Genomic DNA, 22,340 nt, shown 5'->3' on the forward strand with positions numbered 1-22,340 from the left:
GTGTGAACGTCAATGTGCAGACCCAGGGCAACCTGACCAACCGCCAGACCCTCGCCGCGCGGGACAACATCAGCCTGACCGCCGGCGGCCAGTTGACCAACAGCGGCATCATCGAAGCCGGGGTCAACGCGGACAACAGCCGCAACGCGGCAGGCAACGTCGCCATCAGGGCGCACAACATCGACAACACTGGCAAAAGCGTGATTGCCAGTCGCAACCTGACGGTCAACGCAACACAGACCGTGAGCAACCAGGGCGGCACGTTGAGTTCGCAGAACACGCGGGTCACGGCCACCACGCTTGATAACCAGAACAAGGGCCAGGTCCTCGGCAGTGCCACCGTGCAACTGAACGCCTCCCGGGTTCTCAACACTCAAGGCGTGATTACCAGTGCGAACGGCAATCTGACGGCGAATATCGGCGATCTGAACAACCACGATGGCGAGGTTTCCAGCGCGGGCAACACCAGCATCACCGCCAACACACTGGACAACAGCGCCGGCCTGGTGACGGGTGACGTCGCGCTGAACATCGGTTTGATCGGTGCGTTGAATAACCAGAATGGTGTGCTGGGCTCCGGCAAGAGTGTCAGCATCACCGCCGCCAGCCTGGATAACAGCCACGAAGGCAGTCTGGTCAGCGACGGCAGTCTGACGGCGCGCATCAGCGGCCTGTTCGATAACCGGAATGGTGACCTGAGTGCCAAAGGCGCGGTGGATCTGCAAAGCGCCAGCCTGGACAACCGCAACGGCAGCGTGGTGGGCAAGGATCGACTGACCCTGCGCAGTGATTCGCTGGATAACCGTAACGGCAAAGTTCGCGCAACCCGTGATCTGCAACTGACGGTCGGGACGCTCGACAATCGCCTGGGGCTGCTCGACGGCCGGGCGACGGTCACCTTCAAAGGAGCGCAACTCGACAACCGTGGTGGTTTGCTCAGCGCGGCAGGCCCGGTGAGCCTTGAGGCCACGAGTGTCGACAACAGCGCCGGGCGCATTTCCAGCGAGAGTGATCTGACGGCCAGCGTCGCGCAGTTCACCAACCAGCACGGTGAGCTGGTCGCCGAGGGTGCGCTGACGCTCACAGGCCAGGGCCTCGATAACCGTGGCGCCGGTCTGGTAGGTGCAACAAAAGCGCTGAAACTGACCGTGGATGATATCGACAACCGTGGCGGTGAAATCTCCACCACAGCCGATGTCAGCCTTTCAGGCCAAAGCCTGAACAACAGCGATGGCGGCAAGATTCTGGCCGGGACCGAACTGGGCCTGACTGTGGCACGCATCATCAACCAGACCAAAGGGCTGTTGTTCAGCACAGGCGCCACGACGCTGGCCGGTCAAAGCCTGGACAACAGCGGTGGCAGCCTGGTCACCCAGCAAGGTCTGGATATTCGACTCGATAATGCCCTGAGCAACATCGAAGGCTTGATCAGCAGTGAGGGTACGCTGACGCTTCACTCGGCCAGTCTGGACAGTACCCGCGGCAAGCTGTCGAGTGCTGGCGCACTGACGCTGACCACGACAGGCATCCTGAAAAACCTGGGCGGTTCGATCACCACCGACAGTGGGCTGACACTCACCAGCCTGAGTCTGGACAACAGTCAGCACGGCCTGATCAGCAGCAAGAACGCGACCACCGTAACCACTGGGGCATTTGACAATACCTCGGGTGGACGGCTGATCAGCGGCGATACGCTGGACATCCAGGCCACCCAGGTGAGCAACGGGACAGGCAGCCGGATCGCCAGCGAAAAAGCGTTGACGGCCACCGTCACCGGGTTCGATCAACAGGGCGGTCAACTATTCAGCAAGACCTCCCTGACCCTGGACTTGAATCAGGGCCAATTGAACAACCGCAACGGCCTGATCAATGCGCCATTGCTGGTGTTGAAAAACCTCAAGGATGTCGACAATCAGGGCGGTGAAATCTCCAGCGCCCAGGCGTTCACACTGGCCGCCCGAAACCTTGATAACAGCCAGAACGGCAAGTTGATCAGCAATCAGGGACTGACCCTGCGCATCGAACAGCTGCTGGCCAGCGTCCAAGGCCTGATCTCCGGACAGACCATCGATATCCATAGCGCTCGCCTGGACAACAGCGGTGGCCTGATCACCAGTCGTGGCGGCCTGCGGGTCGCGGTAGACGGTCAACTGGCCAACCAGGGCGGCACGCTGATCGCCGACGATGAGTTGAACCTCAGCGCCGACAGCGTGGACAACCGCGATGGTCACATCGCCGGTAAAGCCGATGTCATCGCCAATGTCGCAACACTCGATAACCAGCGCGGTGAGCTGGTAGCAACCGGTGGCTTGAAACTCACCGGTACCAGCCTCGATAACCGCAACGGCGGCCTCGTCGGTGCGAATGGTGCGCTGCAACTGCAGGTCGATTCCGTCGACAACCGTGGCGGCGAGATGTCCAGCCAGGCAGACGTGACGCTGTCCGGCAGCCGTCTGGACAATAGCGACGGCGGCAACGTGGTGGCGCAAGGCGCATTGAGCCTGACCGTAGATGAAGTGCTCAACCGTGCAAAAGGCCTGCTGTCGGGCAAGACCGGCCTGACGCTGACCGGACGCAGCCTTGACAGCAACGCAGGTTCGCTCGTGAGTCGGAGCAATCTCAGACTCGACCTTACGGGCGACGTGGACAACAGTCAGGGCCTGATCAGTGCTGAAGGTTCTCTGGGTGTCACTGCGGCGAGTCTGACCAACAACCTTGGCAGTCTGTCCGCCGCCGGTCCGTTGACGTTGACCACCACGGGAGTGGTGCTGAACCGGGGAGGCCAGATCGTCACCGACGGCGACCTGAGCCTCACCAGTGCTAGCCTCGACAACAGCAATGGCGGCAGCATCAGCGCCAAGGGACCGGTGCGGGTGCAGACCGGTGCACTCGATAACAGCCACAACGGCAAATTGAACAGTGGCAACACGCTGGACCTGAAAGCGACCCGACTGACCAATCAGGACGGCGGGCGCATTGCCAGCACCGCTGCCCTGACGGCGAGCGTCACCGGTCTGGATCAACAGGGTGGCCAACTGTTCAGTAATGCGTCGCTGGAGCTGGACCTCAATCACGGCCAACTGAACAACCAGAACGGCCTGATCGGCGCACCGTTGCTGGTGCTCAAGAATCTGCAGGACGTCAACAACGACGGGGGTGAAATTTCCAGCGCCCAGGCTTTCAGCGTGACGGCGCGCAGCCTCGATAACAGCAACGGCAAATTGCTCAGCAATCAGGCCGTGACTCTGCGCATCGACCAGGCCCTTGCCAACGTCAAAGGTCTGATTGCCGCTGCGGCGCTGGATGTCAAAGCGGCCAGCCTGGACAACAGCGGCGGCACACTGACCAGTCGCGCTGATCTGGATCTGAACCTCGATGGATTGCTCACCAATCAGAACCTGGGGCTGATCAATGCCACGACGGGGCTGACCATCAACAGCCGTGGCCTGAACAACCAGAACGGTTCGCTGTCGGGCAGTGCCATCGCGATCGATCTGGGCGCGGCCACTGCCGATCTGAATAACGATGGCGGTCTGATCACCACGCAGGGCCCGCTGAGCATCCAGCATCTGCGTGACCTGACTAACCGTGGCGGCAAGATTGCCAGCAGCCAGAGCGTCGACCTGAAGACCCGCACGCTGGACAACAGTGGCGGCAAGCTGATCAGCAACAATCTGCTGAGCCTCGACACGGCGGCACTGGTCAACCAGAACGGTCTGGTTTCCGGGCTGCAAGGCCTGACGGTCAATGCCGACAGTCTCGACAACCGTAACAACGGCACGCTTTCCAGCAGTGAAGGCGACCTCGGCGTCGTCTTGAGCGGGGATTTGCTCAACAGTGACGCGGGGGCGCTGGTCACCCAGAAGAACCTCAGCATCAGTGCTGCGAATCTGGATAACAGCAACAGTGGCGTGCTCTCCAGCGCTGGCGCGCAGACGCTGACCGTCAGCGGCCTGCTGAACAACGCCACGGGTGGCTTGATCGCCAGCGGGACGACCCTGGCGATGCAAGCCATGACCCTGGGCAATGCCGGCGGTAGCGTCAACGCCAAACAGGCTCTGAGCTTCACTGGCACGACGCTGGACAACAGCGGCGGCAGCCTCGTTGGCAACGCTGCCGTGAACCTGGATCTGCTCGGCGCACTGATCAACACCAATGGCAAACTCGCCAGTGGCGGCGCGTTACTGCTGCAACGCTCCACACAGATCAACAACCAGGGCGGCCAATTGGTCAGTCAGGGTCTGATGACCTTGTTGAGCGGTGGCCTGGACAACCGCAATCGCGGCACTGTCGCGGCGAATGACCTGTTGACGATCACCACGCCAGGTGCGATCCAGAACAGTGCCGACGGTTTGATCTATAGCCAGAATGGCGACCTGAAAATCGAGGCCGCCAGCCTTGCCAACGCCAAAGGCACCGTGCAGGCCCAGGGCGCACTGACTCTGGTCAGTCACGGTGACATCGATAACCAGAGTGGCCGGATCATCGCCACCCACGATGACCTTTCCATCGACGCGGGCAATCTCGACAGCCGTGGCGGTGTTCTCGCCAGTCTGCAAGGTGCGTTCGCTGCGCGTCTGACCGGGGTGCTGAAAAGTGGCTACGACCTGAACAACAATCGTCAGGGCGGTGTCATCCAGGCCCAGCGCCTGAACCTGAACGCGCTGATGGGGATCGATAACTACGGTGGGCGCATTTCGGCGCAAAGCGGTGACGCGATCATCGTTACCGGCAACTTCGACAACCGCAACGGCGGCCTCTACGCCAAAGGCAAAATCAACGTAACCGGCAACAACTTCGACAACAGCGGTGACAACGACGGCCAGATTGCCGGCCAGCAGATCGACCTCAATCTGAGCGGCGCGTTGAACAACCGCCTGGGCATCATCGAAAGCGACAGTACCCTGGCGATCAAGGCTGCCAGCCTCGACAACCAGACCGGTCAACTGCGTGCCTTGGGTGGCAACGGCAAAACCAGTTTCCAGATCGGCGGCCTGTTCGATAACCGCAACGGCACCCTGGAAACCGCCAACACTGACCTGACCCTCGGCGCCGGCAGCTTCCTCAATGCTGGCGGTAGCCTGTTGCATGTCGGCACCGGCACTTTTGATATCGCCACCAACAACGTCATCAACGCCGGCGGCAACATCGTCACCCGCGGCGGCCTGACCATCAGCACCGATACCTGGACCAACAGCAGCGTGATCCAGGCCGGGCGCCTGAACGTCAACGTCAACAGTTTCACCCAGACCGCGAGCGGCCAGTTGCTGGCCTCCAACAGCTTCACCGGCAGCGGCGTGAACTGGTTCAACGAAGGTTTGATTGCCACCGATGGCAATCTGAATGTCGGTATCAGTGGCGCCTATTGGGGCGGCGGGCGGGTGAGCAGCCAGGGCAACCTGGTGATGAACGCCGCGCAAGTGAGCCTGACCACCGCCGGTTCGAGCTTCGCCAGCGGCGGCGACACCACGCTCAATGTCGGTGGCCAGCTGGACAACGCCGGTCGTCTGACATCCGGCGGCAACATGATCGTCAACGCCAATGGCGTGCGGAACTACGGCACCACCGCCGCCGGCGGCGACCTGACCCTTACGACCGGTAACCTGGTAAACGCCAGCGGGCTGATTTTCAGCGGCAAAAATATGTCGCTGCGGGTTACCGACTTCAACAACAGCAACGCCAGCGTCTATAGCCTGGGTAACCTGACGATCGACCGCGACGGTCAGGGCGGGCTGGCCAACACAATCATGAATCGCTCGTCGACGCTGCAAAGCGACGGCAGCATGACCCTGGCCGCCAGCTCGATTCAGAACGTGCGGGACGTGCTGACCGTCAACGACGCCGGCATCTACACCGCCCGGATCGGCGAAGTCACCTGTATCGAAGGGGTGAACGCCGGTGACTGCAGCGGCAAGCAGAACCACGCCTGGGAGATCGTGCAGCGGGAAAAACTCGAAGTGACGGCTGCCAGCGCCGCCTCCAGTATCACGGCCGGAGGCGACCTGACCCTCAATGGCGGTGACCTGCTCAACCAGAGCAGCTCCATCGCCACCGCCGGTAACCTGAGTGCCACGCTGGGTAACCTGACCAACAGCGGCGTTGAAACCGGTGAAACCGAAACCACCCGCATCTACATGTCCGAGCGCACCCGCAACGCGGGCAGCTGGTACAGCGCGGCCAGCAACTTTACCAACCAATACTGGTATGAAAGCGCAGGCTACAACCCCAGTAACCTGAGCGGGCTTCAGGGCGCCATGGCCAGCTTCATCGGCATGACCGAGACTGAACTCCCGGGCCTTGGCAGCAGCCGGAAAATCGCCTCCAGCGATCAGTCCTACGCCGCCGTGATCCAGGCGGCGGGTGCGGTCAATGTCATCGCTCAGAACAACATCGATAACAGTGTCGTGCGCCCGGGCTACACCTATGTCGGCAGCGGTCCGCGCACTGGCACCGGTGCCGCCGGCAGTCCGTTCTCCACGCGTGTCACCGTCAATCAGCAACTGCCGCCGAACCTTGCTCAGCAGCAGGTCAATCCGGTGGCCTTGCCTGGCTTTGCACTGCCAACCGGGCAGAACGGTCTGTTCCGATTGAGCGGTCAGGAAAACACCGCGCCGACGGCGACAGGCCCGCAGAGCTGGACCATGAGCGGTGCCAGCGTCAACCCGAGCCAACGTGATCAGACATTGCCGGGCACCCAGCCACGCAACATTCTGCTGACCAATAATGCATCGGCCTCGGCCAGCAGCGTTGACCTGACCCCGGTGGATCGTCAGGCCCAGCATCAGGCAATCGGCGCCAGTGCCATCGACGTCAGTGCCCCGGCAGCAGACGCCGGCGGCTCGTCGCTGCCCGGTCGTTCCTCCGTGTTCACGGTCAACCGTGTGCAGGGCGTGCCGGCCAGCAGCGGCCAGTCCAGACCGCAGAAATACCTGATTGAAACCAACCCGGTCTTGACCGACCTCAAGCAGTTCATGAGTTCGGACTACCTGCTGTCCAACCTCGGATACGACCCCGATCAAAGCGCCAAGCGCCTCGGTGACGGCTTCTACGAGCAGACCTTGATCCAGCAGGCGGTGGTTGCCCGTACCGGCCAGCGTTTCATTGATGGCCAGACGTCCAACGACGGCCTGTTCAAATACCTGATGGACAACGCCCTCACCAGCAAGAACGAGCTGAACCTCTCCGTGGGTGTAAGCCTGACCTCCGAACAGGTCGCGGCGCTGACCCACGACATCGTCTGGATGGAAAACGCCGAAGTAAACGGCGAGCAGGTGCTGGTGCCTGTGCTGTACCTGGCCAACGCCAACAATCGTCTAGCCGCCAATGGCGCGTTGATCCAGGGTAAAGACGTGACCCTGATCGCCGGCGAGGACTTGAAAAACGCCGGTACCTTGAAAGCCACCAACAACCTGTCGGCCACCGCCGGCAATGACCTGGTCAACAGCGGCCTGATCGAGGCGGGCAATCGTCTCGATCTGTTGGCAGGCAACAACCTGACCAACAAATCCGGCGGCGTTATCGCCGGTAAAGAGGTCTCGTTGACCACTTCCCGTGGCGACGTGATCAACGAACGCACCGTCACCACCCACGAAAGCGATAGTGGCTATCGTAGCGAGCGCACCGATTTCGTGGACAGTGCGGCGCGGATCGAAGCGGCGAACAACCTGACCATCAAGGCCGCGCAGGACTTCAACAACACCGGTGGTGTGCTGAAAAGCGGTTTGGACACCACGATCAATGCCGGGCGCGACGTCAACCTGGTTTCGGCTGAGCAAGAATCCAGCGGGCAACGTGGTTTGCACACGAATCAGTCGATTACTCAATACGGCTCGGTCGTCAATGCAGGGCAGGACCTCACAGTCAACGTCGGCCGCGACATCACCGCCATCGCCAGCCAGATCGACGCCAAGCGCGATGTGAGCATGAGCGCCATCGGTGACCTGACCCTGGCCTCGGCGGCGGATGAAGAGCACTCGTACAGCAAGACGAAGAAGGTGACGAGTCAGGAGGATCATGTCAGTCAGGTGTCTACGACGCTGGCTGCCGGCAACACCGTTTCGCTCAGTGCCGGTAAGGATTTGAGTCTGATTGCCAGCCGCGTCAGCGCCGGGAACGAAGCGTATCTCACGGCGGGTGCCAACCTGGCACTGCAATCGGCTGAGGACAGTGACTACAGTTTCTACAGCAAGACCAAGAAAACATCTTCGGGCAAGAAAAGCCGACTCGATGAAGTCTCCAGCACGACCAATATCGCCAGTTCTGTCACTTCCGGAGGCGACATTTCGCTACTGGCCAATAACGATCTGTTGGTCAAGGGCAGCGACGTTGCATCCGACAAAGGTGGCGTGAAACTGGTGGCTGGCAACGATGTGCAGATCGTTGCGGTGACTGATTCGAAAAGTGCCCGTCATGAAAGCAGTTCCAGCAAAAGCAGCTGGGGCGGCTTGAAGTCGAGCAAGGTCAAAGATCAGGTTTCCGAGACGCAAACCACCGCGGTCGGCAGCATGATTTCCGGTAACACCGTGAATGTGGTGGCCAGCCGCGACGCGACCATTACCGGGTCATCCCTGGTCAGCACTCAGGACCTTGCCGTGCAGGCGGGCCGTGATCTGACGATCAACGCGGCGGAAAACACCTTCACGCGCAACGAACTTCACAAGGAAAAAAATCGCGATTTGACCGGCGTGTTGACCGCCAACAACCTTGGCATCGACGACATCACCGGCAACCAGCATCTGTCGATCAGCAGTGGCAATCATACGGGGCAATCGTCCCAGACCACGTTGACCGGCAGCACCATCGGCTCCAGCGCTGGAAACGTCAGCCTCTCCAGCGGGCGTGAGCTGAACGTGATCGCGAGCGATCTGGTCAGCACCAGGAACATGAGCCTCATCGGCTCAAAAGTCACCATCGCCGCCGGAATGGAAAGCGCGAGCCAGAGCAGTACCGACAAGTCCAGCAGCCTCGGGGTTGGTCGAGTCATTGGCGGCATGATCGTTGACACGATCAACACCATTCACAACTCGGTCGAAGCGGCCAAAGACGCCGACGACCCACGCCTCAAGGCCGTCAAGATGGCTCAAGCAGCCATGGCACTCAATGATATGGGTGGCATGGCCGGAGGCGCGGAGGGCGCCGGTTCCGACTACGGTAAAAAACAGGGTTCTGCCAGCAATGGCTCCCTGATCAAGATTGGTACAGAGCTGGCGAACACGCATAGCAAAAGCACCAGCGAATACAACAGCCAGACGGCCAAGCAGAGCACGATCAATGCAGGCCAGAACCTGGTGATCATCGCCGATGGCGGTGCACCGGGAGTGGCGGGTGACATTCACGTCATTGGCAGCAGCCTGAAAGCTGCCGACACTGCGCTGGTCGCCAAAAACAACATCACCCTGGAAAGCGCGCAGAACACTGCCGACTGGGCAAACCACAGCAGTAACAACAAAACCGCGATCGGCGCCAGCTTCAATCTCGGCGAGCAGAACGGGTTCACCCTTGATCTTGGAGCCTCTGTTGCCAAGAGCATGGGGACCGGTAGCTCGGTCACCCAGGTCAATACCACCCTGGATACCGGCTCACTCTCCCTGCAGAGCGGCAATGACACGACCCTCGCGGGTGCGCAGGTTCGTGCCGACAATATCAAGGCCTTGATTGACGGCAATCTCAACATCTCCTCACGTCAAGACACGGAGACCCAGAAGAACAAGCAAGGGAGTGCCGGTTTCGGCGCCAGTATCTGTGTACCGCCGTTCTGCTATGGCGCAACCGTAACAGGCTCGGCAAGCCTGTCCGCTGGCAACATGAACAGCGACTACAAGGCTGTGAAAGATCAGAGTGGGCTGTTTGCCGGCGAGGGTGGTTACAACATCACGGTTGGCAAGAACACCACCCTGCAAGGTGCAGTCATTGCCAGTGACGCGACAGCAGACAAAAACCTGCTGAGTACCGATCGCCTGTTGGTCAGCGATATCAAGAACACCAGTGAGATCAGCGCTCAGTCTGCGGGTATTTCACTGTCTTATGGCAGCAAATCCGGCTCGGCGGTGGGTGGCAGCATTCCGCTGTCGCTTGAAGACTCGGACCACAGCAGTACTCGCAGCGCTGTCAGCGAAGGCACCATCATCATTCGTAACACCGTAGCGGGCGCGAATGATCTGGTGGGGCTCAATCGCGATACGGCAAACGCCAATCAGACGCTGGACAAACCCGATCAAAAGGCGATCCAGGAACGGATCGATCTGATCCAGAGTACGGTTTCGCTTTCGAAAAACATCATCGGCAAAGTGGCCGACGCGAAGCAGCAGGCTGCTGGCGAAAAATATCAGTCGGCAACGACCGAAGAAGAGCGCCAGGCTGCGATCCAGGAATACACCAGTTGGGCACCCGGTGGTGACAAACGCATCATGGCGGATGTTGCCACTGGCTTGATTGCTGTGGGACTGGGCGGGGTAGGCGGTGCGACTGCAGTCGGTGTCGTCGCGAACACCACGGCCAATGATGCCTTCAAGAAAATCGGCGATTACGCCGACAAGCAGGCCCACGATGCCACCGATAGCGTGACTCGAGCGGCCTGGTCCGAAGGTGGCGCCGCACGCGTCATGCTGCACGCCCTGGTGGGTGCAGTGATGGGGCTGTCGAGCAGCAGTGTTGCCAGCGGCGCCTTGGGCGCCGGTGTCTCTGCGGCGTTGATGCCAATGATCGGCAAGGCCTTGCACGACAGCGGTCTGACGGATGCACAACAGAGCGCCCTGGGTACTTTGATTGCATCCGGACTGGGTGCGGCAGCAGGATCTGCCGGTGGCGCATCGGGCACGGTTACCGCTGTGAACAGTGCGTCTGGCGTAGAAATGTTCAACCGCCAGTTGCACAAGCAGCAGGAAGTTCCTCTGCTGAAGAAAAAAGCGGACGAGCTGGAAAAGACGCTCGGGAAACCACGCTCGAGCTCCAGCTGGGAAGATCTGCTGATGCTGGCCGCCGGTGCCGAAGTCGATGAAGCGCATCTGGCGAGTCTGAAAAGTGTGATGCAGAAGGCTGTCGGCAGTGATCCTGAATCCGAGAACTTCGCTCGGGACATGGGGGTCGCGTATGACATGATCGCCCAGCTGTCGGCTCAAAAAATCCCGCTGACCTGGCCGGATGGACGACCGATCATTGCCAATGGCGCACCGGTATACGCGTTCAACGCCACAAAGGAACAATTCAACGACTCGACATTGTTCAATGCCGCCGGGACTTATGGCCCTGGAGCAGTCTACGAACATTGGAGGCAGTTCGGTCCTGAGCAGACTGCTCAGTATGGCAATGAGCTTTCAAACATTTCGACTTACGCGTCGGGCGTGACGGACGCTGCTGAACGGTTGTCTGCAATTGCAGGCAAAGGGATATTGTCGGTCAGTGCGATTGACGATGCCATTCTCTCGCTGACCGGATTGCGAAGCGGCAAGTTTGTTGTCGATGCGGTTCTGGAGTTGGTCACGAAGAGGCAAGCGGCCAAAGATCTTGCCGCGACCGCCGGCACAAAGGGAGTGGCCACTGCGGGAGAGGCCGCTGGCGGGGGGCCGAAACATCCATTGCTTGATGATTCGATCAAGAGAGATGGTGATCGTCTGGTCGTAAACCAAGGGCCTTTCCCTACCTGCGGACATAACTCTTGCGGTATGGTATTGGATACTTTGGGCAGGGAAGTGGACATAGCATCACTTATCAAGAGAATTCCACCGAGCGAGGAGGGAATAGGGTCTGCTGAAGTGGCGAGGTTGATGACTTCTGAAGGTGTCCCCGCAGGTGTTCTTACCAACAGGAACGTGGGTGAATTGGCTAAATTTACCGGCAATGGAACACCGGTGATCGTTCGAATCGTTGACAAGACGGGAGGAACCAGCTTCTCCCATTTCGTGGTAGTGGATGGAGTGACAACTCGAAATGGTATCTCGGTTGTCGCGATTCGCGATCCACATGGCTCCCAATACTTTAGTCCTGAAACTACCTTTCAGAAAAATTTTACGGGTGAGGTCGTAGCACCCAGGAGTTTGTTTCAATGAATTTGATTATTGATTTCCCGGAGAACATGATCACGGATGAGCTACTTAAGCATGAGCGTATTCCCTGCATTTGTATGGTCTCCAATAAGTTTGAAATTTCATTTTCGGTCACCGTCCCGGCGTCAACAGGGCTTGTATCGGGATGGGATCGTACGGAGCTGGATCTAAGGGCTGTTGCCGGGGCAGGTGGGCAATACACGCATTATGCCCAGAGTCTGATTACGTTGGAAAAAGTCGACGATGGTGTTTACAAGATAATTGATCTTGAGATGTTTAATAGACTCTTCGGTTGGTGCGCTGTATTGCAGGGTGGTGAATATGCACCTCCTGGGGACTTTTGGGATCAGATATAAGCGAGTAGATACTGGGTTGAGTGAAAAAGGGGGGGCGGATTTATTTGATTTAATAAGCCTCTCCCTCGAATTGAATGACAGCCTGATAGTCCGAAATGGTGTGGTTGATTTGGTAGTCGAGATCCGAATGCTTGAACTGAATCCCGGAACGAATGCACATATGCATTGCCGGTGAAAAAATGGCGTTTTTATTGAGATATATCAACGGTGGTACTCCGGTGATCGTTCGGATAGTTGATAATACGAGAAGTGCTGGTCTTTCTAATTTTCTGAATTAAGACGGGGTGATAACTAAAAGTGATATCTCGTGGTAGCGATTCGCGATCCGAACGGATCCCTGCCCTGCCATTACCTTTGAAAGAAAATTTTCAGGTGAGGTTGTAGTTCCCAGGAGGGTGTTTAAGTGAATTTGAACATTGATTTTCCTGACAATCTGATTACAGATGAATTGCTGGTGCGTAAACGCATTCCGTGTTTTTGTAAAGTCTCAACGGATTTTGAAATTTCATTTTCGGTCACTGTCCCTGAGTCATCAGGGCTGGTATTCGGCTGGGATCGCGAAGAGCTGGAACGTAGAGCTGTTGCTGGGGGGGGAGGTCGATATACTCACTTCTCCAATGGTTTGATTACACTGGAGGGAGTTGGCAAGGGTGTTTATAAAATCATTGACCTTGAGATGTTTGATACCTCTTTCGGTTGGTGCGCCGTATTGCTGAATGGAGAGTACGCACCTCCTGGAGATTTTTGGGATATAGAATGAGGAGGCGCAGGAGGGCTGCTGATTTCGGCGTATAACCTTGAGAGAAAAGGGGGTGGATTTATTTGATTTAATAAAGCTGCCCCTTTTTTTAAATACAGAGATAGGCTGTGTATTCGGAACGTATATTGGTTTTTGGCGTCAAGCTAAAGGGACGGTTGGACACGCTATTTCTTGAGGGAGCACTGGATTACGTCAAGCACCATGAAGAGAATCTGGCATTGGAGATTCTTTGTGATCATATCTGCGAGTATGACGTGTTTCTCAGTGGAGAAGAGTTTGATGAGGTGAGGTTGTTGATAGTTGATATGGGGCTTGATATGAATACGGCGCCCTTTAAGTATCTGGAAGGAATGGTCCGAAGGTGAAGATGCGGAAAATAGAGGAAGTGTCTGGTTTCAATGTGGTGAAAGTTACAACGTGTTAGCGGGGGGCGATTGTCGACGGAGGAGTTAAAAGGGCAGGTGTCATTTAATCAATCTGTCTTCTTTTGAACGGCGCTATTTTGCTGAGCTTGCGCATCCATGGTTGTAGAGCATTGAGGGGCTGAATATGTCAGCAGTGAAAAGTTATAAAGAAATACAGCTATGGATGTTTGATTATTATCCGATTTACTGCCGGCTTAAAATCAGAAGTAGCAAGAAAAGAGGCTTATCCTGGGTTGAGGGCGAGACGGAAGTTGGATATGCCCTGAATGAAATGGAAGGCAGCTTCTCTCATCCAGTGGAAGAGATGATGTTGCAAATTGCAGGGCTTGTGCTCTCGGCCGGAAGAAGCCCTGCAATCGCTTTTGAAATTGCGTGCATAAAAATAAAGGAAATAATTGCTCGGCACGGGCTGGAGTCTCTCTTGGCACAATTGTCTGAAGAAGATTCCAGAGTGGTTCGGTCGGATCTGGAACTTTTGGATATTATTTGATGCTCTGTGCGTGGTGGGTTTATCCCTCCAGGCTATCAAGGTAGTCGTAACCGATGGCGAAGCACGAGTACATGTGCTTTTCGTTACCGGGGCTGGTGAGGATATTTAAACCTTGGCAGACATTGGCCACCTGAGTCGTTGATCCCGGCGTGGCTCCTCAAGCGCTGCTCAAACCTTCCAGACTGATCGTCGCGCAATCGCGACCATGGCTCCCTGAACTGATCCGGAGTCCATGCCATGGAATCGTTGTTGCCCTTTCTGCTGTTTTCCTTCGTCGCCTCGATCACCCCGGGGCCGACCAATATTCTGGTGATGAGCCACAGTTCGCGGCGGGGGATGGTCGCTACGCTGCCGATCATCTTCGGTGCCTGTGTGTCGGCGGCACTGGTGGTGTTGGTGGTCGGGCTCGGCGTGGGTGAAACGCTACTGCGTTATCCCCGGGTGCAGCAGGCAATGTCTTGGGCCGGAGTGCTGTGGTTGAGCTGGCTGGCGTGGCAGATCTTTCGCAGCACGCCGCCGTCCCTTGACCCGGCAACGGCGGGTGAAGAAGGGCTCGGCGTTTATGGCGCCGCCGGCCTGCAACTGATCAATCCCAAAGTGTGGATGATGGCGGTGGCGGTGGTGAGCGTGTTTGGCGGGAGCAGCGATGAACAGATGCGGATGCTGTTGCTGGCCTTTGTGTTTCTGCTGGTCTGCCTGCCGTGCATGACGGCGTGGGCGGCGCTGGGTGTGGGCAGTGCGCGGTTCTTTGGTTCGCCACGGGCATTCAGGCGCATGAATGCCGGATTGGCGTTTTTGTTGTTGCTGTCGGCGTGGTTGACGGTGTTGGTGTGATCGTCGCGCTTGGTCATTTAAATTTGAAATACACGACGTTGCCCTCCAGAATCGCGCCCCGATCCGGCCACTGGCGCCGGACGCTCAATGTAAAAGAGGTTGCGGTTGAACGAACAGACATTGTCCATGCGCCTGGAGCGTGTCGCTGCGCACGTACCCGCCGGTGCGCGCCTGGCCGATATCGGCTCGGATCACGGCTATCTGCCGGTGGCGTTGATGCGCCGTGGTGCCATCGAGGCGGCGGTGGCGGGGGAGATGGCGTTGACACCGTTTCGCTCGGCCCAGCGCACTGTGCGTGAGAACGACCTGGGTGAGCAGATCACCGTGCGTCTGGCCAATGGCCTGATGGCCATCGAGCCACAAGACGCGATCACCGCGATCAGCCTCTGTGGCATGGGCGGCGAGACCATCCGCGACATTCTCGAAGCCGGCAAGGCACGTTTGAGCGGCCGCGAACGCCTGATCCTGCAACCCAACGGCGGCGAGCAACCGCTGCGCCAATGGCTGATGGACAACGACTACCGGATCCTCTGCGAAGAAGTCCTGCGGGAAAACCGCTTCGACTACGAAATCATCGTCGCCGAGCGTGGCGATCCGGTGACGTACACCGCCGAGGAGTTGTACTTCGGTCCCCTGCAATTGCAGGCCCGCAGCCCGGCGTTTGTCAGCAAGTGGCAGCACCGGTTGCGGCACAAGCAACAGACCCTGAACCACTTCGGGCGGGCGCGACACGGGGTTTGCGAGCACAAGGTGCAAGAACTCACACAGCAGGTGCGGTGGATTACCGCCGTGCTGGCCTGAAACGGCGTCTTCATTCGAGCGAGTCCGGGAAGGCGCTATCCCGGACTCGCCCGCTGACCGGCTTAGCTGCCAAAAGACTCCATCAACACCTGAACCAACTCGCCACCCTCTGACGTCGCCCAGCTTCCCGCCAGTTCGGCAATCAATTGGTTGGTGCTGGTCAGTGTGACCCCGGCCTTGTCCATGCGACGCAATGCGATGTCATCGGCCATTCTGGTCGGTGAGGCACCGGCATCGGCGACTACCTGGACTTCATAGCCATCACGCACCAGCGAGAGCGCCGGGTAAACGGTGCAGACGTCGTTGGTCACGCCGGCGATGATGAGCTTCCGGCGCCCGGTGGCTTTCACGGCGGCGGCGAAGTGTTCGTCGTCCATCGCATTGACGATGCCGAGGCGTTTGATGCGACTTGCGAAGGCTGCCGGGAGGATTTGCTCAAGCTCACTCAGGAGCGGGCCTTGTGCGTGTTCTTCCATGCTCGACGTCAACACGACGGGCATTTTCAGAATGCGCGCGGCCTTGGCGAGCATCAGGGCGTTGCGCTTGAGTTCTTCAAAGGGCATCGATCTGGCCCAGCCCATGGTGCCGACTTGGTGGTCGATCAGCAGAAAGGCTGCATTGTCAGCGTTGAAACCTTCGGAAAAGGGTACGTTCATTGCGGTGCTCCTCAATAGTGTCGGGCGCATCTTCAGTCAATTCAAAAACGGGATAAATCCGGTTAAATTGAAATGACTGATCCACAGATGGAGCAATGAGCGTTGGAATACCTGAATGACATGGCGTTGTTTGTTGAAGTCGTGAAGAAGCGTGGTTTTCGTGGGGCCGCGGAATCGCTGGACATGCCCAATTCAACGCTTTCCCGACGGATCAGCGGCCTGGAGAAATCCATTGGCCTGCGCCTGTTGCATCGCACCACACGCCGCATCGAACTGACGGAAGCGGGACAGCTTTACTACGAACGCTGCAAGCGGATTGTGGAAGAGGCGCGGCTGGCTCACGAACAGCTGGGCGAGATGCTCGCCCGACCGAGCGGGCTGCTGCGGGCCTCGCTGCCGGTGGATTTTGCCAACATTTATCTGGCACCGCTCATTGCAGAATTCTCCCGTGAATACCCCGGCATCCACTTCGATTTCGACCTCACACCGCATCAGGCCGACCTGATCAGCGATCCTGTAGACGTGGTCATTCGCATGGGGGAGCCGCCTGACTCAAACCTGATCGCCCGCAAGCTTGCGAGTCTGAAACGCGGTTTCTACGCGTCGCCCGGGTATCTGGATGTCGCGGGTGAACCGGAGCATCCCGCTGAACTGGTGAATCACGAATGCCTGAGAATGCGCGGTCCTGATGCCGGCCGCTGGACGCTGACCAGCGAGAAAAGAAGCGAGCAAGTGGCTGTCGGTGGGCGATTCGAGGTTAATAGCGTGGGCATGCTCCGGCGTCTGGCCTCTCTGGACCTGGGCATCGCGCTGTTACCGGATGGCATCGCAGCGCAGGACGTCGCGAGCGGTTCGTTGCGGCGCGTCTTGCCGCAATGGCAAGCCCCTCCAGTCCCGGTCTATGCGCTGACCGAGACCCGGCTGCTGCCGGCCAAGACCCAACGTTTCATCGAGTTTCTGCGCGAGAGGCTCGATTGTGCGTAACGGATGCGGCGCAACCCGCCGGGTCGAAGCTGATATCATCCACCCATTTTCAAGCCAGGCAAGACACCATGAATCGCCAAAAGAAACTGCAACAACTCTTCAAGGAAAAATCCAGAAAGGCCAACGCCAAACTGGCGCCGAAAAGCAACAAGCCCAAGTACATCAGCAAGGCTGACCGCTTGAAGATGGAAGCTGAAGCCAGCCAGGAGCCGAGCCTTTCCACTGAAGAGTGATGCAGGTTCCATAAATGTAGCCGGCCCCCAAAAGGGGGCTTTTTGTGTGTGCGCTATTCCAACTCGATGGTCTTGACGACGGCTTCGCCCTCGGTGCCGCCCGGCCAGCAAAGATCGACGGTGATCGAATCACTGTTTTTCACATGGAAAATGGCGAAGTTCTTGTCTTCCGAATGGCTGAACAGGTGCTCGAACTGAACGTTGTCATTACCACTGAGCGTACCGAATTTGGCTATTCCGGCAGAAACAGCCTGCCCGGCGGGCATTCGCGAAATGGCACTCGAGGTAATCTGGTAAACGTTGGCCTGGCGATAGATTTTGTGTTGCAACCTGAAGGCGGCAGCACAATGAACATCGCCGCTCAAGAACACCAACGTTCGGCCTTCGGCATTGAAGGCTGCGAATATTTTTTCCAGCAGCAGATTTCTTTCAACATGGTTGGAGGGATGATCCCATTCATCCATGAAGTCGTCCTTGAGGCTGTTAAGCAAGGACCCTGCCGTTAGTACGATGGATCGCCAGTGAACGACTGGAACGGAACTGACCACAAACACGATTTTTGATTTTTTGACGGGCGGCGTATCCAGCCAGCCTAGAAAGCGTGCAACCTGATCATCTCCAAGCAGTCTGTTCTGGGCTCTTTCAACATCATGATGCCCGCGCAGGTCGAGCACGTAGAATGGGGTTGTCCCCTTTATGAAGTTATAGTCCCAGATGCATTTTTCGGGTGTTTTCAATAACGACCTGACAATGTTGGTGGGAGGGTTGTGACTGTGGCCATATTCAAAATAGGCTGTTCTTGCTGCATTCCACATCGAGTCTATAAGTTGCTGGTCAATGTCGGGGTCGTCTTTCTTGAAGTACCTTGAAAGAATTTCCAGACGCTCCTTGTTGGTTCGCGATCCCCAGCCATCCATGATTTCATGGTCATCCCAAATCATGTATTGAGGCGTTTTCGAAAAGATCTCCTGCATTTGAGGGAAATTCCAGTACACACGGTAATACCAGCGGTAGAGGCTCAGAAGGTAAGCATCGAGACCCGCGGTGAGCAGTTTTCCATCTTTTGTGAACGCTGCGATCAGATCGTCCTTGTTGTTCTGCAGCCATTCCCAGATGTCCGGAAAGTATTTGTTTTCCTGGCAGTCCACATAGACCTGATCGCCACCGCCAATGACGAATCTGACTTTTGCGTTGTTGGCCCTGCTGAGAAACAAGGGCCACGCACCATTGCTGTTATTGGCGTTGAACGGGTCATGGCAGCTATAGAATCCGAAGCTGAAATCGGGCATGGATTGCGCCATGGTGGTAAAGGAGTAGATCTTTTGATAGCCGATTTCTGTTCTGCGCCACATACTTTTGGACGCTGGCTTCTGACTGATCAAGTAACAGTAGTAGGTGGTGTTCGGCTTCAGATTGGCAATGTCGAAGGTATTGGTCAGGTCCGAGTCTTCACTGAACTTGTACGACAGTATGTTTTTGGGGTCGCATCCCTGACCTTTTAGAAACAGCTCAATGGTTTTGCCATCAAGCGTGAACAGGTCCCCGACCAACGCCTTTTCGGACCAGACCAGCGTCCATACTCCCGCCATATAGACGCGAATCCAGATTCGGGCGCTGTCAGTGCTCACGTGCCCGACGATGCTGGCTGTGCCAAGTTTGTTCACGTCGTATTCGTTGTTCCGCGGATCGACCAAGGCCATGACTTTCTCCATTTTCACTTGGGTTGTCAGGGGAACTGGAGTTCTGATCGAACACGGCCAACAGCAAACTTCTGACGAATCCCCATGAGGTGAACGATGTGACTATAGATGGTATCGGGCCATTGGGCTGACGGGCGTCAACTGCCCGGCTGCGGCGGCTTCGCCAACTCAATCCCCGCCGCCCCCAGCCGCTTGAGTATCTCGAACAACAGATCACTCTTGGTCTTGCCGACAATTCTCGGGCTGTCGACATAACCGGTCACGGTCAGGGTGATGCCATCGGGTGAAAGCTTGCTGAAACGCACGAACGGCGCCGGTTTGCCGAGGATGGTTTCGTGCTCTTTGTAGGTGTCGAGCAGCAGACCTTTGACCTGTTCGGGGTCGATGTCCAGCGGGAACATCAGCTCCAGCGTCGCCACGCCCTGGGCGCTGCCGCCGAGGGTGACGTTGCGCAGGTTCTGCGAGATCAGTTGCGAGTTGGGCACGATCACGATGGAGCGGTCGCTGAGCTGGATTTCCGTGGCGCGCACGTTGATCCGGCGGATGTCGCCCTCAACGCCGCTGATGCTGATCAGGTCGCCCACCTTCACCGGGCGTTCGGTGAGCAGGATCAGCCCCGAGACAAAGTTCTTCACGATCTCCTGCAGACCGAAACCGATGCCTACCGACAGCGCGCTGACGATCCACGCCAGGTTGGTCCACTGCACGCCCAGCGACGACAGCGTCAGCAGAATCACCACCGCGTAGCCGATGTTGGAAAACAGCGTACTGAGGGAGGCGCACATGCCGGGATCCATGTCGGTCTTGGGCAGGAACTCGTTGTCGAGCCAGCGGCGCAGGGCACGGATCAGGTAAATACCGATCAGCAGGGCGAGTATGGCGTTGAGCAAATGCCCGGGAACGATGTTCAGTTTGCGCAGGCCGGCACCGCCGAGAATGGTGCCGATGCTGTTGGCCAATTGACCCAGCGTGGTGCCGATGCCGCCCACGAACAGCGTGATCACCGCCAGCAACAGCAACGCCGCCCGGCCCACGCCGGCCAGCAGGGTCGAGGCCTGTTCGAGGCGCCGGTCGCCGACGCCCAGCAGTTGCTTCAAGGCCTTGCCGCTGGAGTGGCGGGGCGAGAAGACGTATTCGCAGCTGTCCTTGAGCAATTGCATCAGCAGGTAGAAACCGGACAGCACGATAAACGCCCACACCAGTTCATAGGTGATGAACCGCGCCAGCGATACGTAGCCTGTCAGCAGGGCCCCCAGGGAAATGACCATCGCCAGCGTGGTCACGGTGTAAATCACCCCGGCCAGGGTGTTGCCCGTCACCTGCGCATCTCCGGCGGCCGCCAGCGCCTTGCGCACCTTGCCGACGCGCATCAGCAGCACGGTGACGATGGCCAATACCACCAGCGCGATGACGCCGCGGCCGGTGATCACGATCTGGCTGCTCATGCCGGACGAATTGCCGACCTGCACCGCCGTTACCAGTACCAGCAGCGTCGCCGCGAGAACCCTGGCGAAAGGTTTGAGCGTCAGGGCCACCGGTTCGGCAATCGCCGGCAGCCGCCACGACGGGTGCTCGGTGGACAGCAAGGCGCGGCTCAGGCTGGTGATCATCACGCAGGCGTACACGACTTTCTGGAATTCGTCGGAGAACGTCGCCAGCATCGGCGGCAGCGGCACATGCCGGGTGCAGGCGTAATACAGCAGCTCCAGGGCAATTGCGGTGGTCGCCAGTGTCGCCAGCGCCGAGGCGAAGGCCAGTGAACTGCGGCGCAACCGGCCTTCGGGCATGCGATGAATGCACACCCACGCCAGCCAGCGGTCGGCGAGCCGTCGGCCCAAGGTCCAGACCATGAACGACAACACTACCAGCACGCTGGTGTAGAACCGTTGCCCCGGTTGCCAGGCCTCGGTGCCGGTTTCCTTGATCTGGTCGACGAACATCTGCAGGCGTTGGCGATCGGCAGGGTCGGGATCAATCATCGGCGACCAGAAATCAGGGCTGAGCACGCTGTCGGTGCGCAGGGTGAGTTCGCTTTCCAGCAACGTGCGGCGAATGCCGGCGATCTGGGTGATCAGATCGGTGGCGTTCTGCTTGAGCGTGGCCAGATTCTTCAGCGCGGTATCGACCTTGTTCTTCTGCTCGATCAGCGCCGCCCGCTGTGCGGCGATGTCGGCCTGTTCGGCGGCCACCGTTTCCGTCGGTGCTGCGCCCAGTACGCCCAGTTGTACGGTCAGTTGTGCCTGCTGCGGCAACAGCGAAGCCGACAGTCGATCAATGTCGAGAATGAAGGTCTGCACCCGATCCTGGGGGCCTTCGAGCTGGTTGTAATTGTTGGCGGACGAGATCTGCTGCTTGAGGCCGTCGAGGCGTTGTTGCAGGGCTTGCAGGTCATTCTGGGTGACACCGGGTAGCGGGGCGCCGCTGTCGGGCGAGGGCGACAAATCTGCGGCCGACACCGTAGCCAGCCCTGGGACAAGCAGGATCAGGGCGACGAACATCAATGACTTCAAGGCGTTGCGCATGGGACTGGCGATTCCGGTTGAACACACAATCAATGAGGTTAGGTGATCGTTCGAGCGCTGCATGATTTTCCGCTGCTAATCCTGGCTTAATACGCGTCCGCTGATATCGGCACCATCCGATTGTGAATCCCGTTTCTCGCAACTAGACTTCCGGCCATGAAACGCTACCTGCGGTTTTGTCTCGTCTTCCTGATCAGCCTGGCGCTTCCCCTCAGCGGGATGGCGGGTGTGCAGGCGCCGACAGAACCCTGCCCGATGCAAGCCATGGGCATGGCGATGATGGATGGCATGGGCATGGATTGCTGCAAGGACATGAAAAGTCCTGCCGATCACGGTACACCCTGCAAGCCAGGCCAGGAGTGCAAGACCGGCGGCCTGCTGCAAGTCGTGATCCTCAAGCCCCCCGTCACCGTGTTCAGCCCCGTTGCGCATTCTTTCTTCAGTGATTCCCTGCCCGTAGCGACCCCGTCCGGGGTCTGGCGACCGCCCCGCGTCTGATTCCTGTCTCCCTTGAAAACTCATTCCGCCGAGGCGGAGT

13 protein-coding genes are annotated in these 22,340 nt (G+C 58.2%); 10 read left to right on the forward strand and 3 right to left on the reverse strand.

The features are described 5' to 3' along the window. Window positions 1-14: 14 nt before the first annotated feature. The 7 genes from DXT77_RS21415 to DXT77_RS21445 all read left to right on the forward strand — a co-directional run bounded on the left by DXT77_RS21415 (window position 15) and on the right by DXT77_RS21445 (window position 15,707). Window positions 15-12,044, forward strand: coding sequence for a hemagglutinin repeat-containing protein (locus tag DXT77_RS21415; protein WP_256662999.1), 12,030 nt, complete (start codon window positions 15-17; stop codon window positions 12,042-12,044). Beyond that, window positions 12,041-12,397 (forward strand): hypothetical protein, encoded by a 357-nt coding sequence (locus tag DXT77_RS21420; RefSeq protein ID WP_119429050.1) that lies wholly within the window; start codon window positions 12,041-12,043, stop codon window positions 12,395-12,397. Before DXT77_RS21415 ends, DXT77_RS21420 begins: the two co-directional genes overlap by 4 nt. Before the next feature lie 403 nt (window positions 12,398-12,800). Beyond that, on the forward strand, window positions 12,801-13,157 hold the full coding sequence (locus tag DXT77_RS21425) for a hypothetical protein (protein WP_119429051.1): 357 nt from the start codon (window positions 12,801-12,803) through the stop codon (window positions 13,155-13,157). Between the two features lie 107 nt (window positions 13,158-13,264). After that, on the forward strand, window positions 13,265-13,522 hold the full coding sequence (locus DXT77_RS21430) for a MafI family immunity protein (RefSeq protein WP_119429052.1): 258 nt from the start codon (window positions 13,265-13,267) through the stop codon (window positions 13,520-13,522). Between the two features lie 184 nt (window positions 13,523-13,706). Beyond that, window positions 13,707-14,072, forward strand: a complete 366-nt coding sequence (locus DXT77_RS21435; protein ID WP_119429053.1) for a hypothetical protein — start codon at window positions 13,707-13,709, stop codon at window positions 14,070-14,072. Between the two features lie 237 nt (window positions 14,073-14,309). After that, window positions 14,310-14,906, forward strand: a complete 597-nt coding sequence (locus DXT77_RS21440) for a LysE family translocator (protein WP_119429054.1) — start codon at window positions 14,310-14,312, stop codon at window positions 14,904-14,906. A 105-nt stretch (window positions 14,907-15,011) separates the two neighbouring features. After that, complete coding sequence (locus DXT77_RS21445) at window positions 15,012-15,707, forward strand: tRNA (adenine(22)-N(1))-methyltransferase TrmK (protein ID WP_119429055.1); 696 nt, start codon at window positions 15,012-15,014, stop codon at window positions 15,705-15,707. Between the two features lie 62 nt (window positions 15,708-15,769). Here DXT77_RS21445 and DXT77_RS21450 read toward each other — a convergent pair whose 3' ends face one another. Then, window positions 15,770-16,363, reverse strand: a complete 594-nt coding sequence (locus tag DXT77_RS21450) for an isochorismatase family protein (protein WP_119429056.1) — start codon at window positions 16,361-16,363, stop codon at window positions 15,770-15,772. 102 nt (window positions 16,364-16,465) lie between these two features. Here DXT77_RS21450 and DXT77_RS21455 point away from each other — a divergent pair, with 102 nt between their 5' ends. Continuing rightward, window positions 16,466-17,347 carry a LysR family transcriptional regulator gene (locus tag DXT77_RS21455; RefSeq protein WP_119429057.1) on the forward strand — a complete coding sequence of 294 codons (882 nt, stop codon included), beginning with the start codon at window positions 16,466-16,468 and terminating at the stop codon, window positions 17,345-17,347. A 68-nt stretch (window positions 17,348-17,415) separates the two neighbouring features. After that, a complete protein-coding gene (locus tag DXT77_RS21460) occupies window positions 17,416-17,580 on the forward strand; it encodes a DUF2986 domain-containing protein (protein WP_085731841.1) in 165 nt (54 codons plus the stop codon). A 53-nt stretch (window positions 17,581-17,633) separates the two neighbouring features. Here the strand turns inward: DXT77_RS21460 and DXT77_RS21465 are convergent, their stop codons facing one another. Continuing rightward, complete coding sequence (locus tag DXT77_RS21465; RefSeq protein WP_119429058.1) at window positions 17,634-19,280, reverse strand: alkaline phosphatase D family protein; 1,647 nt, start codon at window positions 19,278-19,280, stop codon at window positions 17,634-17,636. Between the two features lie 137 nt (window positions 19,281-19,417). After that, complete coding sequence (locus DXT77_RS21470) at window positions 19,418-21,802, reverse strand: DUF3772 domain-containing protein (RefSeq protein WP_119429059.1); 2,385 nt, start codon at window positions 21,800-21,802, stop codon at window positions 19,418-19,420. A 156-nt stretch (window positions 21,803-21,958) separates the two neighbouring features. Between DXT77_RS21470 and DXT77_RS21475 the strand changes: the two genes are divergently transcribed. Further along, complete coding sequence (locus tag DXT77_RS21475) at window positions 21,959-22,300, forward strand: hypothetical protein (protein WP_119429060.1); 342 nt, start codon at window positions 21,959-21,961, stop codon at window positions 22,298-22,300. The last annotated feature ends 40 nt before the right edge of the window (window positions 22,301-22,340 follow it).

It is taken from the genome of Pseudomonas sp. 91RF (assembly GCF_003576265.1).
Lineage (GTDB): Bacteria > Pseudomonadota > Gammaproteobacteria > Pseudomonadales > Pseudomonadaceae > Aquipseudomonas > Aquipseudomonas kribbensis.

Excerpts from the sequence above, each read along its gene's own strand:
- DXT77_RS21465 (WP_119429058.1), bottom strand. The coding sequence starts at position 19,280 with ATGGCCTTGGTCGATCCGCGGAACAACGAATACGACGTGAACAAACTT.
- DXT77_RS21450 (WP_119429056.1), bottom strand. The coding sequence starts at position 16,363 with ATGAACGTACCCTTTTCCGAAGGTTTCAACGCTGACAATGCAGCCTTT.
- DXT77_RS21420 (WP_119429050.1), top strand. The coding sequence starts at position 12,041 with ATGAATTTGATTATTGATTTCCCGGAGAACATGATCACGGATGAGCTA.
- DXT77_RS21470 (WP_119429059.1), bottom strand. The coding sequence starts at position 21,802 with ATGCGCAACGCCTTGAAGTCATTGATGTTCGTCGCCCTGATCCTGCTT.
- DXT77_RS21475 (WP_119429060.1), top strand. The coding sequence starts at position 21,959 with ATGAAACGCTACCTGCGGTTTTGTCTCGTCTTCCTGATCAGCCTGGCG.
- DXT77_RS21460 (WP_085731841.1), top strand. The coding sequence starts at position 17,416 with ATGAATCGCCAAAAGAAACTGCAACAACTCTTCAAGGAAAAATCCAGA.
- DXT77_RS21440 (WP_119429054.1), top strand. The coding sequence starts at position 14,310 with ATGGAATCGTTGTTGCCCTTTCTGCTGTTTTCCTTCGTCGCCTCGATC.
- DXT77_RS21435 (WP_119429053.1), top strand. The coding sequence starts at position 13,707 with ATGTCAGCAGTGAAAAGTTATAAAGAAATACAGCTATGGATGTTTGAT.